General features: G+C 44.9%; 11 protein-coding genes. 7 read left to right on the top strand and 4 right to left on the bottom strand.

Features of this window, described 5'->3' with window-relative positions; all coding sequences use genetic code 11:
* Positions 1-626 precede the first annotated feature (626 nt).
* From LAY57_RS31665 to LAY57_RS31645, 5 genes are all read left to right on the top strand, one after another.
* A complete protein-coding gene (locus LAY57_RS31665) occupies positions 627-3,812 on the top strand; it encodes a Calx-beta domain-containing protein (protein WP_249071168.1) in 3,186 nt (1,061 codons plus the stop codon).
* Between the two features lie 307 nt (positions 3,813-4,119).
* Positions 4,120-4,824, top strand: coding sequence for a calcium-binding protein (locus tag LAY57_RS31660; RefSeq protein ID WP_249071167.1), 705 nt, complete (start codon positions 4,120-4,122; stop codon positions 4,822-4,824).
* A gap of 412 nt (positions 4,825-5,236) precedes the next feature.
* A complete protein-coding gene (locus tag LAY57_RS31655; protein WP_249071166.1) occupies positions 5,237-5,812 on the top strand; it encodes a DUF4360 domain-containing protein in 576 nt (191 codons plus the stop codon).
* 232 nt (positions 5,813-6,044) lie between these two features.
* Positions 6,045-8,369 carry a hypothetical protein gene (locus tag LAY57_RS31650; protein WP_249071165.1) on the top strand — a complete coding sequence of 775 codons (2,325 nt, stop codon included), beginning with the start codon at positions 6,045-6,047 and terminating at the stop codon, positions 8,367-8,369.
* Positions 8,341-9,456 carry an NAD(P)/FAD-dependent oxidoreductase gene (locus LAY57_RS31645; protein ID WP_249071164.1) on the top strand — a complete coding sequence of 372 codons (1,116 nt, stop codon included), beginning with the start codon at positions 8,341-8,343 and terminating at the stop codon, positions 9,454-9,456. The genes LAY57_RS31650 and LAY57_RS31645 overlap by 29 nt, the downstream gene beginning before the upstream one ends.
* 130 nt (positions 9,457-9,586) lie before the next feature.
* Here the strand turns inward: LAY57_RS31645 and LAY57_RS31640 are convergent, their stop codons facing one another.
* The 4 genes from LAY57_RS31640 to LAY57_RS31625 form a co-directional block, all read right to left on the bottom strand.
* Positions 9,587-9,979 carry a hypothetical protein gene (locus LAY57_RS31640; RefSeq protein ID WP_249071163.1) on the bottom strand — a complete coding sequence of 131 codons (393 nt, stop codon included), beginning with the start codon at positions 9,977-9,979 and terminating at the stop codon, positions 9,587-9,589.
* 284 nt (positions 9,980-10,263) lie between these two features.
* Positions 10,264-11,094 (bottom strand): N-acetylmuramidase family protein, encoded by an 831-nt coding sequence (locus LAY57_RS31635; protein ID WP_249071162.1) that lies wholly within the window; start codon positions 11,092-11,094, stop codon positions 10,264-10,266.
* Between the two features lie 238 nt (positions 11,095-11,332).
* Positions 11,333-12,214 (bottom strand): peptidoglycan-binding domain-containing protein, encoded by an 882-nt coding sequence (locus LAY57_RS31630; RefSeq protein ID WP_249071161.1) that lies wholly within the window; start codon positions 12,212-12,214, stop codon positions 11,333-11,335.
* 18 nt (positions 12,215-12,232) lie between these two features.
* On the bottom strand, positions 12,233-12,520 hold the full coding sequence (locus LAY57_RS31625) for a hypothetical protein (protein ID WP_249071160.1): 288 nt from the start codon (positions 12,518-12,520) through the stop codon (positions 12,233-12,235).
* A gap of 192 nt (positions 12,521-12,712) precedes the next feature.
* Between LAY57_RS31625 and LAY57_RS31620 the strand changes: the two genes are divergently transcribed.
* Entirely contained in the window at positions 12,713-16,357 is a 3,645-nt protein-coding gene (locus tag LAY57_RS31620; RefSeq protein WP_249071159.1) for a WD40 domain-containing protein, read from the top strand.
* Positions 16,358-16,425: 68 nt separating this feature from the next.
* Complete coding sequence (locus tag LAY57_RS31615) at positions 16,426-18,105, top strand: lipoxygenase family protein (RefSeq protein WP_249071158.1); 1,680 nt, start codon at positions 16,426-16,428, stop codon at positions 18,103-18,105.
* Positions 18,106-18,244: the final 139 nt, after the last annotated feature.

Raw genomic sequence — 18,244 nt, 5'->3', positions numbered from 1 at the left:
AATTCCTCTCCCACTCCCCCACTCCCCCACTCTCCCACTCCCGCTAAACATACAAATTAAATGCGTAGCAGCTTACCGGGTTTCCAGGTGTGTACTTCATCCGACTGCAAACCCTACAGCTGGTAGCGAAATGCTGCCAGCCTTTTCAGTATTATTGAAGTGAAAATTTAAAGTTTTGATTAAGTACCGTAATTTTACATAGCTACTACATAACAAACTAGCTAATCTCTGTTAATAAACTTGTTATTTTATAGCAACTTTAGGGCGATTAAGCCAACTCCAACTGTTACATGAAGTCCATAATCCCTTACGGAGTAACCTTTTCCCTCTTCCTCCCTCTTCCCTAGTCCCTAGCCCCTAGCCCCTAGTCCCTAGCTATATCATCAATTTAAACTAGCCATCCTTAATTTCTCAGAGACAATTTGGAATCACCTCCTTAATGCAAATATAGTCTACCCAAATATACTGAATTTAACAAAATTAAGTAACTGCATAGATAGGCATTACTGAATCTAGAAATCTTAGATAAATTTCCCGGATAGAACGTAGTGACGAGGAAGAAGTAGTTAGGCATCTAAATTTGTGCTTTTCATGTTCTCGATCGCTAAATAAATAAAGGATAAATTATGGCTTCCATACCCTTATCTGGCACACTGGGTCGCAACTTTGCTTACAGTAATGACACAACGGGCATAAACGCTTTTAAAGCCGAGTGGACAACCGCAGCTCAGAACCAAGGCTTGCAAATATTCGGAGCCAGTTTAAACGGTACAGTAACGGACTACCTTACCCCAGCTGCCCAAAGCAATATAAATTTCGCCAACGGTAGCACAACAAGCTATGGCGACGAATACGGCATGGGGGTCGCCAATTCTTATTACGGTTGGTGGACTGCTGCAACCAAAGTGCGTGCGGAAATCAACTATAACCCCAATACCGGAGCATCCGAGTCACTAACCTACAAATGGGCTCCTAACCAAACTATCCAGAATGCCTTCATTGACCTGAGCTTATTCGTGCCCAAAAGTGCTGAAGGCCCAGGCACGGAAGTTGGTTTCTTGCAGGCATTCAACAATGGGGTTGCTGTGCAGGTTACAGGCGTTCGGATGGTTAATGAGAATACTGTCAGCGGCACTCAAACCTCTATCCAAAACGCCTCTAATGGAATAACTTTCCTCGCTGATGATGCCACAAATGGAGATTTCAAATTTAACGTATTTGGCACCTTTGACGAACTGAAATTTTCCTCCAAAGCCTACGCTAACCCAAGCGCTACTCAACCCATCTATACAGATGCCACTGGGAGTTACATCAGCGATAGTTCTGACTACCTAGTTCAGCAACTCAAATATACGGGAGTACAAGAAACTAGCGGCTCTCTTCAGTTTAGTAACCCTGTCTTCACAGTCAACGAAAATGGCACGCCTGTGGCAGCTGTGACGGTTACTCGCACTGGCGGTAGTTTTGGTGCAGTATCGGGCACAGTTAATCTCACCAATGGGACTGCCACATCTCCTGGTGACTACACCAGCAGCCCCATCCTCGTCAATTTTGCTGATGGAGATACAGCGCCCAAGACTGTCTTCATTCCGATCGTTGATGACACCCTAATCGAACCGACAGAGACTGTTAATTTAACCTTAACTAACCCCACAAACGGTGCCACTATTGGGACGCAGAATACGGCTACCTTGAACGTTGTGGACAATGACAGCACTCTTCAGTTTAGCCAACCTGTCTTCAGTGTCAACGAAAACGGCACGCCTGTGGCAGCAATAACGGTAACTCGGATTGGCGATACTACACAAGCAGTTGGTGCGACAGTTCTCCAGGGCAATGGTACTGCCAGTACCCCTGGTGACTACACCAACAGCCCGATTACGGTTAATTTTGCCGCTGGCGATAATGCCCCCAAGACGATCGTTATTCCCATTGTTGACGACACTCTGGTAGAGGGTAACGAGACTGTCAATTTAGCCTTGGTAAACCCCACGGGCGGTACGACAATTGGGGCGCAAAATATGGCTATCTTGACTATTTTGGATAATGACGCTCCCGGCATGATTCAATTTAGTAACCCGCAATACGTCGTTGGCGAAGATGGCACTCCTGTATTAGCTGTGACGCTCAATCGTACTGGTGGCAGTGCTGGTGCGGTTTCAACTACAGTTAACTTAGCGAATGGTACTGCTGTTGCTCCAGGAGACTACAACAACACCGGGATTGTGGTCAATTGGGCAGATGGAGATACGGCATCTAAGACTATCACCATTCCCATTGTTGACGACACCCTCGTAGAACCCGACGAGACTGTCAATTTAAGCTTGTCCACCCCCACCGGCGGTGCCACGCTTGGGCCTCAAAATACGGCGACTCTGACCATTTTGGATAATGACGTACCGCTGATCAAACCAGTAGTTTTCGTTGCTGCTCTCGATCCTACCGCTGGGGAACCCGGTAGCCCAGAAGGAAACGGTACCTTCCAATTCGCACGCACTGGCGGCGATATCAACCAAGCTCTCACCATCCGGTACACTACTACGGGTACGGCTACCGCTGGCGCGGACTACTCAGCTTTGACTGGCACCGTTACTATTGCTGCCGGTCAGTCTGTCTCTGCTCCTATTACAGTTACTCCTTCAACCGATAACAACAATGAACCGACTGAATCGGTAATTGTCAAGGTAGCTGAAGATATTACTTACCAAGTGGGTTCGGCAGACACTGCCTCGGTGAGTATCGCAGACAACAATCCGTTGGCGGGTACTGGTGCTGGTTCTGTGCTGCGGTATAACGCCTCTGGAATCTTCCAGCAAGGTTACGCTAACATCACATCTGCTGTTGCTGGGGCTGCCGCTAACGATATTCTGATAGCACAAGCCGGAAGCTATAATGAACCGGGCACTGTGTTCATTGACAAGCCATTAACCTTGCGCGGGCCAAATGCGGGTGTTAGCCCCAGCAGTAGTTCGTCGGTTACCCAAGCAGTAGTTCAATCTGCTGGAAGTCAACCCGTTTTCATCATCAACCCTGGTTTAACTAACGTTGCTATTGAGGGGTTGACGATCCAAATGAACGGCTCCAACGGTATTGTACTCACAGGCGGCAGCGGCAACAATATTGTCGTTCGCCAAAATACTTTTACAGGCCAAGGCCCGTTTAATAATGGCATCATCTACATGGATAGTGGCGTACCTTCTTCCGGGTCGGTGAGCGTGATAGATAACTTAATGCGCGATGTCACTACTGCTGCTGGGAGTACCACTAGCGGTGTCCAAATACTCAGGTTCGATACGCTTCGGGTCACCGATAACCAAATCGCTAATTTAAGCGGGCCTGGTGTTGCTCTTGATTCTGTTACCAACGCTGCTAGCGTAATTAACAGCAACAAGGTCAGCAATACTGGAGAACAAGGAATTCAATTCGCGGGTGGCAGTGCTACGATCGACAACAACGATATCACTAACGCCAATACCAGTGGTAGTCCTGACAGGGGTGGTATCCGCTTGCGGGATGGCTTTACAGCTTTAGGGACTGCGAACGTGATTAGTAACGTTGTCACCAATTCCTTCAACGGGATAGCAATCCGAGACCTAACAAATATCACCAGTACTGTCAATGTTAATAACAATAACTTGATCGGCAACTCGAATGCTGGTTTCTACCACGGCGGTAGCGGCGCGATCAATGCTACTAATAACTGGTGGGATGATATCACTGGCCCTGTTGTTGGTGGTACGGGACGGAATGCGATCGCTGGAATTGGTGCTGGCTCGGTCAACGCTAACCCATTCTCTACATCTGTCTTGTAAACAAAGTGCTGAGTGCTGAGTGCTGAGTGCTGAGTACTCAGAGTAGCTCTGTCATCATCCATAAGACTGGTAGCGAAGTGCTGCCAGTCTTTTCCTATGGTGGTCATAACGGGAAGGCAGTAGTAATTTTATACGTATATTTACTGTAAATCCAGTAGGAGCGCCTTACTTAAATAAAATTCACTCTTACTTCATCAATTCTTTATCATTGCTTTACCTTAACTTTATAAAAGCTTCATTAATATTAAATTAATAAGGGCATACTACGTAACTTTACTGATAAGCTTTACAAAAAAGGGGAAATAACATGACTGATGACTTGGGCATACCTACTAACGAGCCGATCGATCGTTTAATTAACGACACTGTTTTTGGAGGTAACGATGGAGACTGGCTAGATGGAGGCGATGGTAACGACTATCTTTTTGGTGATAATGGCGATGACATTCTGTTCGGTGGCAACAATGATGACTATCTAGATGGGAGTAATGGTAACGACTATCTTTTTGGCGAAGCTGATAACGACTATCTTTATGGAGGAAATGGTTTTGACTATCTCAATGGGGGAGATGGAGACGATCTACTCTCTGGCGATGCTGACGACGACATTATTTACGGTCAAGCTGGCAACGATATCTTAACTGGCGGTTCTGGTTACGATCGATTCTTCTATGTCACAGGCGCACCTTTTACTGCGGATCTTGGTGTAGATACCATTACCGATTTCAACCCTGGCGAAGACAAAATCGTCTTGGAAAATACGATGTTTTCAGTTCTTACCAGTAGTCCTGATATTGGTTTTAGCAACCCAGAAGAATTTGCGATCGTCGCAAGTGACGAAGAAGCGGCAACAAGCAGCGGGCTGATTGTTTACAGCTTGGCAACCGGCAACTTATTTTATAACGAAAATGGAAATGTAGAAAGCTTTGGTACAGGCGCTCAGTTTGCTTCCCTAACTGGTATTCCAAATATATCATCTACAGACTTTGAGATTCGGGCGTTTCTTGGTTAAGATAATGTTATTTTGCGAGTAGGGGCGGGTTTTTCGCCAAATTTTTTTGATTTTAATTAATATTTTGGATAAACCCGCCCCTACATCGGGCGGGTCAGGCAGCTAATTTGTGGCTTTGTGACAAGAATAATGGCTTTACCCGCCCCAAATGTCGCGCGATAAGGGATCTGAGTTCGTCGTACCTCATGCGGCTGCAAGCCGCTGTATAGCTTATTTTATCCGATCGCATTTGGCATCAAATCTTCCGGAACTTTGTTTAACAGGCATGAATCTTGGAAAGTACAAGCAAAAAATAAATCTTTTTCATTTTAAGTGAATAATTTCGCTCGTAAAGTTGAAAAAGCCTTGCCTAAATTTTGCTTATTTTTCAGGGTTATTTTTACACAAAACTTAATTCATAAGGAGAACATCCATGAAGTTTATTAAAGGATTTCTGGCGGCGACAACATTAATTACTACTTTGATTAGCCCCGCCTTTGCCGCTGGCAAAGTTCAAATTTTAGGCGCAAGCTATGGTGGTAGCGGTTGCCCCAATCTATCCGCCAGTGTGAGCGTTAGCCCGGACGGTCAAGAGCTAACCATTCTATTTGATAAGTTTGCAGCCCAGGGGAATATCCCAGCAGAAAGACGGAAAAGCTGTAATTTGAGTATTCCGATCAAATTACCTCAAGGCTATCAAATTTCCCTCTACGATGCTGATTATCGAGGCTATGTTTCGCCTGGAACCACTGCGAACTTACGAGCAGAATACTTTTTCGCCGGTAACCGTGGCCCGATTTTTTCTCGGACTTTTAGGGGCGAAACTAACTATAACGTTCGAGATAGCTTAGCGACTGTAGCTAATGTTTGGTCAAGCTGCGGCGACAGTGTAAATATGCGGGTGAATGCGGCGATGACCGCCAGTGGTTCCGGGATGGCCACTGTTGACTCCTTCGACCTCGCTCACCGTGGTTTGGTTTATCACATCAAATATCGTTCCTGTCGGTAATCGAAGAAATCAGGGGCTATATGCCCCTGGTTCTTTATGGTGGGGCAGAGGGGCGACCGGGGCAGAGCAGAAAAGAAATAAAAATATTTTTATATTAACAAAAGCATAATAACTCCGAAACAGCCAACTTATTTCGCTTATTTTGCACTTATTATCCCAGCTAATTGGTAAACTCTTTCCCATAACCAACGAAATGATGACTTACTACCCATTAAGCATCTACCGATAACTAATGGCACTAATCGAAGAAGTAAAAAAAATCTGCTCGCGCCTTGCTGTTCACGGATGGCGAGACTTGCTTTTGCAACACGGACTCGACATCACAGCTAGCGACCTCAAAACTGAACTCACCAAGGTACTCCCGCACATCAAGCGAGAGATCAAGGGTTTTGAAGATTTTGCTTTGGAAGGCAAAAGGGCGATCGAACCGCGCAATCCCGCTCGCAGCTTGCTCTTTCACGCCTTAGCTTCACCTAACGTCGTCTCTGGGGTCGATGGTCGAGAGTTAAGAGCTTTTCCGACTTTAGCTGAAATTGATACCGTCGAGAACTACGTTTATGGCATCAAGCCTCCCTCTTTGCTAGAGTTGAGGGCGCGTGCCAATCGTGCTAATCTGGCGATCGCAGTTTTTGCCTCCGAATATCGTCCAGCACCAGAAACAGTCCTGCAAAAGCACGCCGAAATGTGCTATTCCCGTACTGGAGTTGCCAGAGTGGGAACAGTCGAGCCTCTTTATAATGGTCGCAGTCGAGGATTCTTACCTTTTGTGGAAAAAAATCCTCACGCTTTCCGAGTTTTGCCAGCTCGTTACTCTGCCTATTTGGCAATACAAATAAAAGGCAACAAAGACCGATTTGGCCCGATGCGCTATAACGTCAGGCAAGAGTTAAATCGTTTAGATCCTTATACTTATCCCAATCCCGGCGATGATAAGCAGCGCGATTTTTGGGTTCCCTTGCACAAACTTTTCAATGGAAAAGAATGCCTACGCGGTCTTAACTTGCACCTAATTTTAAAAGCTCATCACATCAATGAAAAGCTGCGACGCATCCATCTAGAAATTGGGCCGCAAGGTACGGGATGGCAAGAACCAGACATCAGCAATCCGCCATTTATCTTCACAGAAGGCATAGCCGAATGGTCAAATAATCCTGATTATGGCACCGGAATTTTATTGCCAGTTGTACATCCGCATTTAGTTGAAGCAGCCCAATATAAAGGTAAACCGCTCACATTTAAAGTTCCTAAAGATTACAACCAGATTCTATCTTCCAGCCTTTATATACCTGCTAGCGATCGGGATGCGCGTCACGCACCAGAATATGTCCACGCACGCTTCCAAATCTTGCCAAACGGTCAACAAGTTGACCTAAACGAACAACAAAACGTAGCAGAAATTGTCGCCAAAGGTGACTACGATGCGCTGCATTTTATCGATTTTACTGGTGATGGCTGGATTGAAGCTATATGTCCCGAATTAGCAGTAGTTTTGCCGCGTCGCGTGCCTGCTTATTCCCTAGTAACAGCACCCGATTTCTTCCCAAATGCCGATCAGCGAGAATTGATGGATTGGTGGCAGCAGTCAGTACCGCGATCGCTCAAAAAAAGTACTTGGAGAATTACACCAAATACCTTGTCCGATGAGCGTCTCCCTCCCAATCTTGAAATAAAAAATGCTCCTTTTCGGAAAGAAGATACCACTGTAACGTCGGTAGTCTCTTTCTTATTAGACAAACCAGTTCATCAAATGCCTCTGGAAGTTCCCGAAACCAACAGAAATTCCTACCTTCCTGATGCAGCAGCCGGAGTTTTTGCTCCTGGGTGGGATGTGAGTTTTGATATTAATGCCGACGGAACAAAACACCTGGCAGCTTATGGTTTGGGTAGTCCATTTCCTGAAGATTCCAAACTTTGTGCAGCTCTTAGCACGTTTTGGCCTGCTGTTGCTCCCGATTCGGCACGCGCCTTTGAGCCTAATGAAAATTGGCCGACAATTAGCCCTCTGACGGATGAAGAAATCGGTCAAGTGGGAAATCTTCCTTGGGACGGTGTTACTGGCCCAAAGATAGTTAATAGAGCAAATCAAGAATTCGTGGAGTATGCTGCCTTCGATAACGTTGATTATGTAAAGAATGCCATACAAAATCAATTTTCTTTGGCATTAACTGGGAAAGTTAGCATTCGCAAATACGAGTTTCGAGTTTTGGCAATGGCGCGAGTTTACCGAGCGTTGGGTATTAAGGAGGAAGCTTTTTATAAAACAGGTGTTCCCGATACCCAAGCATTCGGGGAAATCACTACCGAAAAAGCCAAATGGAGTGTCTTATCATTCCGTAAAGTTTCTGCTGATGACGCGGAACTAAAAGAAGCACAATCTAGCACTAATATGACGCTACATGGAGATGTTTATCGATTTCAGGTGTATCGTCCCGGCAATAAAAAGTATGTAGCTCAAAGAGTTTTTGTTGAAATTAAGGAAATGGTGATTCTTTTTGTAGATCCAATCCAAATTTTGTCTAAAAAAGGCAATGGTAAATGGGAACTCAAAAACATCTGATGAGATGAGGGAGAACCTCAATTTCTCGTTCCCAGGCTCAGTCTGGGAACGAGAGTTAGGAGGCTCTCCCTCACCACTAAATGCAATAATTATTGGTAGTGGCCCATCTGGTTTGGCAGCGGCTATTTTATTAGCTCAAATCGGTTTGCGGGTTGTTATTATCGATCGCAAACAGTTTCCCCGCCATCGTCCCGGCGAAACCCTCCATCCAGGAATAGAACCGCTTCTGAAGCAGTTAGGTGTGGCAGATCGAGTTTTTTCGGCTGATTTCTTGCGACATGAAGGAAATTGGGTTAAATGGGAAGGGGATCTGAGATTTGTGCCTTTTGGTGAGGATGACGCGGGGAAATGGCGCGGTTTTCAGGCATGGCGAGCGGATTTCGATGCTATTTTGCTCGATCGCGCGATCGCGTTAGGCGTCGAAGTCCGCCAACCATGTCGTGCTTTGCAACCGATTGTAAGCGCAAATCGGATTGCCGGAATTGAAACTTCTGATGGTTATTTGCCAGCTTCTTTTGTTATAGATGCTGCTGGCGGCGGACACTGGTTAGCCAGACAATTAAAGTTGCCAATTAACAATTATTCTCCCCGTTTAATCGCTTATTTTGGTTATGTTGAAGGAGATTGTTCCATCCGAGATCGTGCGCCAGCAATAGTTGCAGACAAAGACGGGTGGATTTGGACTGCAAAAGTGCGTCCCCACCTTTACCAATGGACTCGACTACCTTTTCGCAACCAACCAATAGAAAAAAACTGGATACCCGAAGAATTCCACGGACTTCAACCCAAAGGTAAGACGAGTACAGCAGATGTAACGTGGCGTCTTGTGCCTGCTTGTGCGGGTTCCGGTTATTTTATGGTTGGGGATGCTGCTGCTGTAGTCGATCCAGCATCTTCTCATGGTGTGCTGAAAGCAATTATGTCCGGGATGATGGCGGCACACTTAATTATACAGATCGTGAAGGGTGCGATCGAGCTAGAGGCAATTCAAGCTTATCGTCAATGGGTTGATAATTGGTTTCACCATGATATTAGCAGATTAAAAGAACTCTACGCTATTCTGCCCAACCCGCCTCACTGGCTTTAAAAAAGCGGCTCTTCCGTGCTTACTATGCTATGGCGACTGTATTATTCATCCTCCAACTGCGATAGGTTGGGTGTCACATCTGCGAAACCCAACCTAAAATTATTGTAACTGTGCGATTCGATTGTTTTTTCTATCTCAATCCTGTGCTACGAACAATCACCCTATCACCTCTCCTAACTATTAATGTTGAGGATGCGCTACCGTTTTCAGTTATAGGAGAACTAACGACATAAGTATATTCTCCATTACGCCAAGCTCTCGTACAAACTCCATCTCGGCAACTGATTTTACCATTTGTTAAGGAGACACAACGATTTCTAGTATCGCAGCCTCGATAAGTTAAATTACCCGTTCCGTTTACACCATTCCAAGAGTCTTCATTGCCAATATTTATCCTCCATTGTGCATTCCTGAAAACTGTATTGGCAAGAGTTGGAGATGTGAATGCGAAAAACGAGCTAGCGATCGAAGTCAGGGCGATCGCAGGGATTAAGCACTTGTTTGTAAAGTTTGTTAAGTTCATAATCGAATTGGTGTCACTACTTTTAAAGGTAACCTATATTTTAGCTATGGTAATTCACCCATTGTAAGTATTTTTGCATAAGGGTACGTTGTTGCGCTTTAGCGCTCTTATCCCAGTTGTAATAAGAGCGCTAAAGCGCAACTAAGCTGCTCCGCATTTAAACTGTATAACTCAAAAAAGCCTAACTCTTGTCGGGTAGGTATTCCTGCCATCCAGGATATGTGAATTAGGTGCGTTTCAGCTTACGTACCTAATCCCAACCTCAATTATCATAGCGAAGCTAATTAACTGACAATAGCCGGTTGCGCCCAACGAACATAAGCACGAGCTAATTTACCATCATAGTCATTTGCCTTGTAACTAGGGCCATTGTAGCCTTTGGCAAAGTTTGCCCAATCATGGTTTCTCAGGAAACCTGCGAGTTTTTGACTTCGGATGAACTTAACAAAAACCTCCAATTGTTTACCTTCAGAAGCGTACATCGCCGACACAAAATATTCCACATCTTTAAAACCGCAAACATCGTAATTAAAGCCCATGATTTGAAACAAACCCCAAGATGCCGACTTGAGTGCGGCTTCCCGATTCAAGTTGATAGCTTCTTCAAGGCGTGGATATTCCAGCGCTCCACCTTTATACAATTTGCGATTCCATTTTTGACTGGAAATATTCTGGTTACTACCATCATATTTACCATCAGTAAAATGCGAAAACCAATGAGCCTCAAATAGAATTACAGGGCGTCCATCTTTCAGAAAGCCGTTCCCGTTGCTTTCCACCTCTACCACCGCTCTAATCGCTGCTACTTCACAATTTATTAGTTGAGCAGCTTTGCCATAGTCGTCATCCGATAACAGGCGGTTTTCTAGTGGAAGAGATTTTGCTTCAATTAGGCATTTAGCGATCGCGGGGGTAATCATACCGCTGGGTAAATTAAAAGCCTTAGTAAAAGCATCAAGGGCTGCTTTTGTATTTTGTCCAAATAATCCATCTACTCCTTTCGGTGGCAATAGGCAAAAGTCTTTCAATCGGATTTGAATTTGTTGCGTTATATCTCGATCCATTTCTTCAAATTTAACAAAATTGCCGTTGGTGAAAATATCTTGGAGTTTCATATTCTAAGAACCTAATAACGATTGAGTAATTCACCATGAAAATTCGAGGTAATCCAAGCCTCCAAGGTGGAGGCTTGTTGATTACAGCGGCTTGCAAGCGAATGAGGTACTCCGGCGTTGCATTGCGGAATAAACGTTTCGGTTTTAAGTTAACCCACATTCCGCAATGCTTGGCCCCTACCTACAATCTGTACTTCACTCAGTTGCAAAGCGCTTTAATACTCTCGAAATTCGAGTTTTAGGCAGGGAAGGTTTTCGCTAAATCGTCACCAGGAATAACAGTTGTGAAGTAGACATACTTGTTATTTAATTGATAACGAGCGTCTTTCTTAATCAGCGCCATAAACTCTCGGTGACTATCGCGAGATTGTCCGACCAAGCAACCAGCGCTAGCGACTCCAACTTTAGGCAAATCGAATCCCCAATGTTGGTTAATACCAAAATCAGAACCTATATAGATCGCATCGCCAGTACGAAAGCCATCTTTATTGCGATCGCGGTGTACTTTAACTTGTCCGCGTTGCACCAGCGCTTCGTGGTTTTGATTATGAATCCCGACTTGCCAAGCTTGATATTGCCCAAAAGCAATTCGAGCCGCACCATTAAGATTCATCGGATGTTTAATGTAGAAAGTTCCCGGTTCAGTTGTTGCTACCCAGTTCCCCACAATTTTCGGAGTTCCAGAAGCAATCTCAATTACCATTCGGCGGTCATTCCATTCGTTTTGCGTATCAGCGTTGGGAGTTCCGTCAGCAGAAGCACCTTCTACATACACGATGTTGTAGCGCTTCTCTCCCAGGGCGACAAAGTACATTTTAGAACGCATATACTTGATGATGCGGCTGGCCAAATCGTTACCCAATTGCAGAGGAATCGCTTCCTTAACTTCAAGCAACGCTTTGCTGGTTTGTGACCCAATTCCCGCTTCCGATATTTTTATCAAAGATTGGAAGTATTTGAGCGCTTGAATGGAAAAACGACCAAATTTGCCGTCAGCAGGCGGGTCGAGTAAACCCAAACGAAACAGGTTAATTTGGACTTCTTCGGCGAGTTGAGTATCCTTGGCTAATTGCTCTAAAGAAATAGTTTGTCCGTTGGCAGTAATTTCGTTCAGTTGCATATAAAATCTCCTTAAGTATCAAGAGTTGCTAGTTTCAAAATCGGATTTGTTCGGGCCTGGTAAACCATCTGGGGTATAGACAGATGATTCTGCCTCAACCCGTCCGGCTACAGTTGCACCAGTCGTAGCAAGAATAATCACGATGTTTACGGTGTGTTCTACCGAGAGTTCGTGTTTGTTAATGGCATCGCCGACAATTGGAGCGATCGCTGCTAACGCTGTTAATGCTGCACCCCAGAAAGTTTTGCTGGAAAAGATGCTTTTGGCGTTATTGTTAGGGAATGTTGGTTGGTTAACTGTGTTCATTTAATTTCGACCAACTCGTTTGGCTGATGAATTAAATCTAATTCTGTTTTTTTGGTTGTGCAGTGAGAAAAAGTAGTAAATGGTCACAAGGTTTTTGGAAAGATAAACTGGGTTAAACTCACCCGAAAAGGTGACCGAAGTAATAAAAAGTCAGCTAAGATTAGAAAAACACTTTAAAACTCTATTAATAAAATGACTGTTGATAAAGCTCTAGGTATCGTAGATGAAGTTCTGAACCAAGAAACGCTAAATGATGTTCAAGAGCATATATTTCGCGCATCCTGGGAAGGACAGACCTATTCGGACATAGCAAAGGAACTCGGCTACGATACCGAATACATCAAGAATGTTGGTGCCAAGTTATGGAAAATCCTCACTCAAGCTTTTGGGGAGGAAGTAACTAAAGGTAACTTTAAGGCAGTTTTGAGGCGCAGGAAGGAGCTAAACCCAGATCCACGCCCCGTAGAACCTATCCCGCCGTCACCACCTCCCAGACGTTACCAAGATTGGGGAGAAGCGCCGGATGTCTCGCTTTTTTATGGTCGCACCGCCGAACTGGCTACATTAGAGCAATGGATTGTCAAGGATCGCTGTCGTTTGGTGGCGTTACTCGGTATGGGGGGGATTGGTAAAACTACTCTGTCTGTAAAGCTGGCAGAGCAGATTCAGGATAAGTTTGAATTTGTCATCTGGCGAAGTCTCCGCAACGCTCCCGCCGTGGAAGATATTCTGACAGAGACGATCGAATTTTTGTCCAACCAGCAGGAAACCGATTTACCAGACAGCTTAGATGGTAAAGTCTCTAGGCTGATTTACTATTTACGCGAACATCGCTGTCTGTTGGTACTGGACAATTTTGAGACGATTTTGCGGGAATGCGATCGGGCTGGACGTTATCGAGAGGGATTTCAGGACTATGGCGAACTCCTGAGACGGTTGGGAGAAGAACACCACCACAGCTGCTTAGTGCTGACTTCTCGCGAAAAACCTAGAGAAATCCACCGATCGGAAGGAGAAAGACTACCAGTTCGCTCCTTATCCCTAACGGGGTTAAAATCTCCAGAAGCACAAGCACTATTTAACGCGATCGGTACTTTTTCTGGCTCGCAGGATCAATGGAGCTACTTAATTAAACATTACACCGGCAATCCACTAGCCTTAAAGATGGTCGCGGCTCGTATTAGAGATGTATTTGATGCTAACATTTCTCAATTTGTAGAATTTTTAGAACAAGGAAAATGGAGATTTGATGATATGAACGAACTATTAGATCGTCAGTTTAGTCGGTTGTCCGATTCCGAAAAAGAGATGATGTACTGGCTGGCAATTAACCGCGAGGTAGTTTCTCTCTCAGAACTGCAAGAAGATATTATATCGCCCGAATTAAAAAGAGAAGTGCTAAATGCTTTGACATCCCTCGGAGAGCGATCCTTAATTGAAAAAAGTGCCGCTGGGTTTACATTGCAACCAGTAGTAATGGAGTATGTAATCAACCAACTAATCGAAAAAGTTTCTGAAGAAATTAAAACAAAAAGAATAGAAATTTTTAACAAGATAGCTATTTTTAAGGGCGGAGCAAAAGATTATATTAAAGATGCTCAATTGCGCTTTACACTGAATCTAATAGAGGAAAGATTACATCAAAATATCAAAGGCAAAAACCTAGAAGGACATCTAATCAGCCTGCTATCACAAATGCAAAAAACTCCCGAATTAGAACCGGGATATGCAGCAGGAAATATCCTGAATCTGCTCATCCAAATGAAGGCAGATTTAAGCGGCTATGACTTTTCTAATCTGACGATATGGCAAGCATATCTACAAGGCGTAAATGTAAGGCGGGTGAATTTTGCCGGAGCCAACATAGCCAAATCAGTTTTTCTTCAAACCTTCGGGATTATTATGTCCGTGGCAATAACCCCGGATGGGAAACTTTTAGCTACTGGCGATGTAGATGGTGAGATTCGCCTGTGGCAAGTTGCCAACGGCCAACTACTTTTTACCCATCACGCACACGCAGATTGGGTGTTTTCAGTTGCCTTCAGTCCGGATGGAAAAACTCTCGCTAGTGGTAGTGCCGATCAAACAATTAAACTATGGGATATCTCCAATCTGGATAATATTCAACAGCGTCTTACCCTGAATGGAGAGGGAGGACATACTAATTCGATCCGATCGATCGCCTTCAGTCCGGATGGTCAAACACTGGCCAGCGGCAGTGTCGATGCAACAGTTAACTTGTGGGATATATCTACAAGTAAATGCGTAAATACTTTGCGGGGACACAGCAAAGGCATTTGGTCAATTGCCTACAGTCCCGATGGGAAAACTTTAGTAAGCGGTAGCGACGATACAACGCTAAAGTTATGGGATATTAGTAGTGGTGAATGCCTAAACACTTTGACAGGACACAGATTTTCGGTTTTGTCAGTTGCCTTCAGTCCCGATGGGAAAACAATTGCTAGCGGTAGTTTCGATGCAACAGTTAAGCTGTGGAATAGCAGCACAGGTGAATGCCAACATAGTTTAACAGGACAGCAGGGACACAGAGATATAATTCGAGCGGTTGCTTTCAGTCCCGATAGTAACACAGTTGCCAGCGGTAGTGCGGATACTACCATAAAAGTGTGGGATGTCAGCACAGGTCAATGCTTAAATACTTTACAGGGAAACAAAAGCTGCATCTGGTCACTCGTCTTCAATCCTCTGGGTAAGACCTTAGTCAGTGCAGCTGACGATCATACGTTAAAACTGTGGGATAGCCGCACGGGTCAATGTCTGAATACTTTGCAAGGACACAGGAATTGGATACAGTCAGTCACTTTCAGTCCCGATGGTAAAACTCTCGCCAGCGGTAGCAACGATCGCATCATCAGATTGTGGGATATTCACACAGGTCAATGTGTGAAAATGTTGCAGGAACACAAGAATTTAATCCAGTCAATTGTTTTCAGTCCCGATGGTAAAACTCTCGCTAGTTGCAGTGCGGATTTTACGATTAAATTGTGGGATGTCAGCACTGGTAAATGTCTGAATACTCTAAAAAAACATCAGCTTTGGGTTTTGTCAGTTGCTTTTAGTCCTGATGGTAAAATTCTGGCTAGTGGTAGCGGTGATGGAACGGTAAAGCTATGGGATGTCCGCACGGGTGAATGCCTAAAAACTCTTCCTTTGCATCCACAGGAGAAACCTTGGAGTTGGGAAGTTGCCTTTAGTCCAGATGGTAAGCTTTTAGCCAGTGGCGGTGAAGATAAAACGGTGAAGCTGTGGGATATTTCGGATATTGATAACTGTCAATACCTAACAACTTTGGGAGGGGAGGACGGTCATAATAAGGCGATTTGGTCAATTGCTTTCCGTCCGCAAATTGATAACTCGCGGCTAATTTTAGCAAGTTGCGGTGAAGATACAACAATTAAATTATGGGATATTTCCGATCCAAACAGCTGTCAACACCTAAAGTCTTTGGATGCACACGAAAAAGGTGTAGAAGCGATCGCATGGAGTCCCGACGGTCAAACTCTCGCCAGTGCTGGTGCCGGTGGTAACTTTACCGTGAAGTTGTGGCAGATCGGAAATTTGGATAATTGTCAATGCCAAAAAACTTTAGAGGGACACACCCGACGGGTGCGATCGGTTGCCTTTAATATAGATGGTAAAATCCTTGCTAGCGCTAGCGAAGATGGCACGATTAAGCTTTGGGATGTCAGCACGGGTGATTGTTTCGATACGCTTATACCGGAAAGACCTTACGAGGGAATGAATATTACTGGCGTTACGGGGTTAACTGAAGCTCAGAAAAGCACCCTGATATCTCTTGGTGCAGTGGAAGCGTGAATATTTTTATCCGGTAGCAGTTTGAAGGCCAGTGAAAGCATAATTTGAAAATGAAGTAATAGATCCCGATGATGACACCTTACCTCCCACAAAATGACGCCGAACCGCAAAAACGACTGGATTGGTTGCAGCGTAACCGTCAAGACTACCAGTTTGACTTAGACTATTTACCTCCTCTGTCCCAGCTCGAGAACTTACCTCTGGTAGAAAGCTTCTCAGGCAAATATATCTCCGAACGGCTATTAGCCACATCCGAACTTCCCGCCAACAGTCTGGCTGTGAATTTCCGATCGCTCTGGGACCCCTTGGATGAACTGCAAGACTACGAGGACTTTTTCCCAGTCCTACCCAAACCGAAAACGATCAAGACCTACCAAACCGACGACTCCTTCTGCGAACAGCGGCTGTGCGGCGTCAATCCTATGGTCTTAACCAATATTAAGCAGTTGCCGCTCAATTTTGTGGAAAAATTGCAACCCAAGTTTGGGCCTTCTTTAAACTTACAGCAAGAACTGAATAATGGGAATCTGTATATAGCTGATTACAGTAGGCTTTCATTTGTGCAAGGAGGCACTTACGAGCGCGGTAAGAGTTATTTGCCGAAGCCGGTGGCCTTTTTTTGCTGGCGAAGTTCTGGCTATAGCGATCGCGGTCAACTTGTACCTGTAGCCATCCAATTTAACCAGGAAAACGGTGAAACGAGCAATATCATTACACCTTTCGATAACGCTTTAACCTGGTTTAAAGCCAAGATTTGCGTTCAGATTGCTGATGGCAACCACCATGAAATGAGCAGCCATCTGTGCCGCACTCACTTGGTGATGGAACCATTTGCCATTGTTACTGCTAGACAATTAGCTCAAAATCATCCCTTGGGCTTACTGTTAAGACCTCACCTCCAATTCATGTTAGCGAATAATGATTTGGCTCGCAAACGCTTGATCAACAGAGGTGGCTATGTCGATGAATTGCTAGGCGGAACCTTACAAGAGTCGCTGCAAATTCTCAAGAATGCCTATGAAACATGGAGTTTAGATGGGTTTGCCTTGCCGACCGAAATCAAAAATCGCGGCATGGATGACGTCAAAAGGTTGCCTCATTATCCCTATCGGGATGATGGAATGCTAGTCTGGAATGCGCTCAAAAAATTCGTCACCAACTACCTGAAAATTTACTACCAAACGCCGCAGGATGTGAGCCAAGACTTTGAATTACAAGCTTGGGCACAGGAATTGGTTTCGCCGGAAGGTGGACGGGTCAAGGGTATGCGCGATCGCATCGAAACCGTAGAGCAATTGGTTGATATCGTAACCACCATTATCTTCACCTGCGGCCCCCAGCACGCAGCTGTGAACTACCCCCAATACGAATACATGGCCTTCGTTCCTAATATGCCCCTAGCCGCCTATCAACCGATTACAGAAGAGCTTTCCACTCCCAAAGAGTCGAAAAGCTTGATGCCTTTTCTTCTACCACCCAAAGAGTCGAAAAGCTTAATGTCTTTTCTTCCACCACCCAAACAGGCGGCTGAGCAACTGGCGATCGTACATATACTGTCCGCCTACCGTTATGACAGATTGGGCTACTATGACAATGAGTTCCAAGATCCGCAGGCGCAGGCTGCTGTCGAGCGATTCAAGCAAGATTTGAACATAGTGGAACGGGAAATTGATTTGAACAACAAGAAGCGTTTAGTACCGTACATCTACCTCAAACCTTCTCTAATTCCCAACAGCATCAGTATATGATAATTGTGAACTACCCACACTAAATCGAAGCGATTATAGTGTGGGCTTCTAACATCACGGAGGAATGCCTCAGAACAGACTTGCGTCCCATCTTTGGTCTTACTCCCCCTCCGTCAGCAAAAACGGCTGTTCCATCCGT

The organism is Argonema antarcticum A004/B2 (assembly GCF_023333585.1).
Taxonomy (GTDB): Bacteria; Cyanobacteriota; Cyanobacteriia; order Cyanobacteriales; family Aerosakkonemataceae; genus Argonema; species Argonema antarcticum.
Note: the sequence above shows the minus strand (reverse complement) of the source record. Positions and strands in the feature narration are given on the sequence as shown.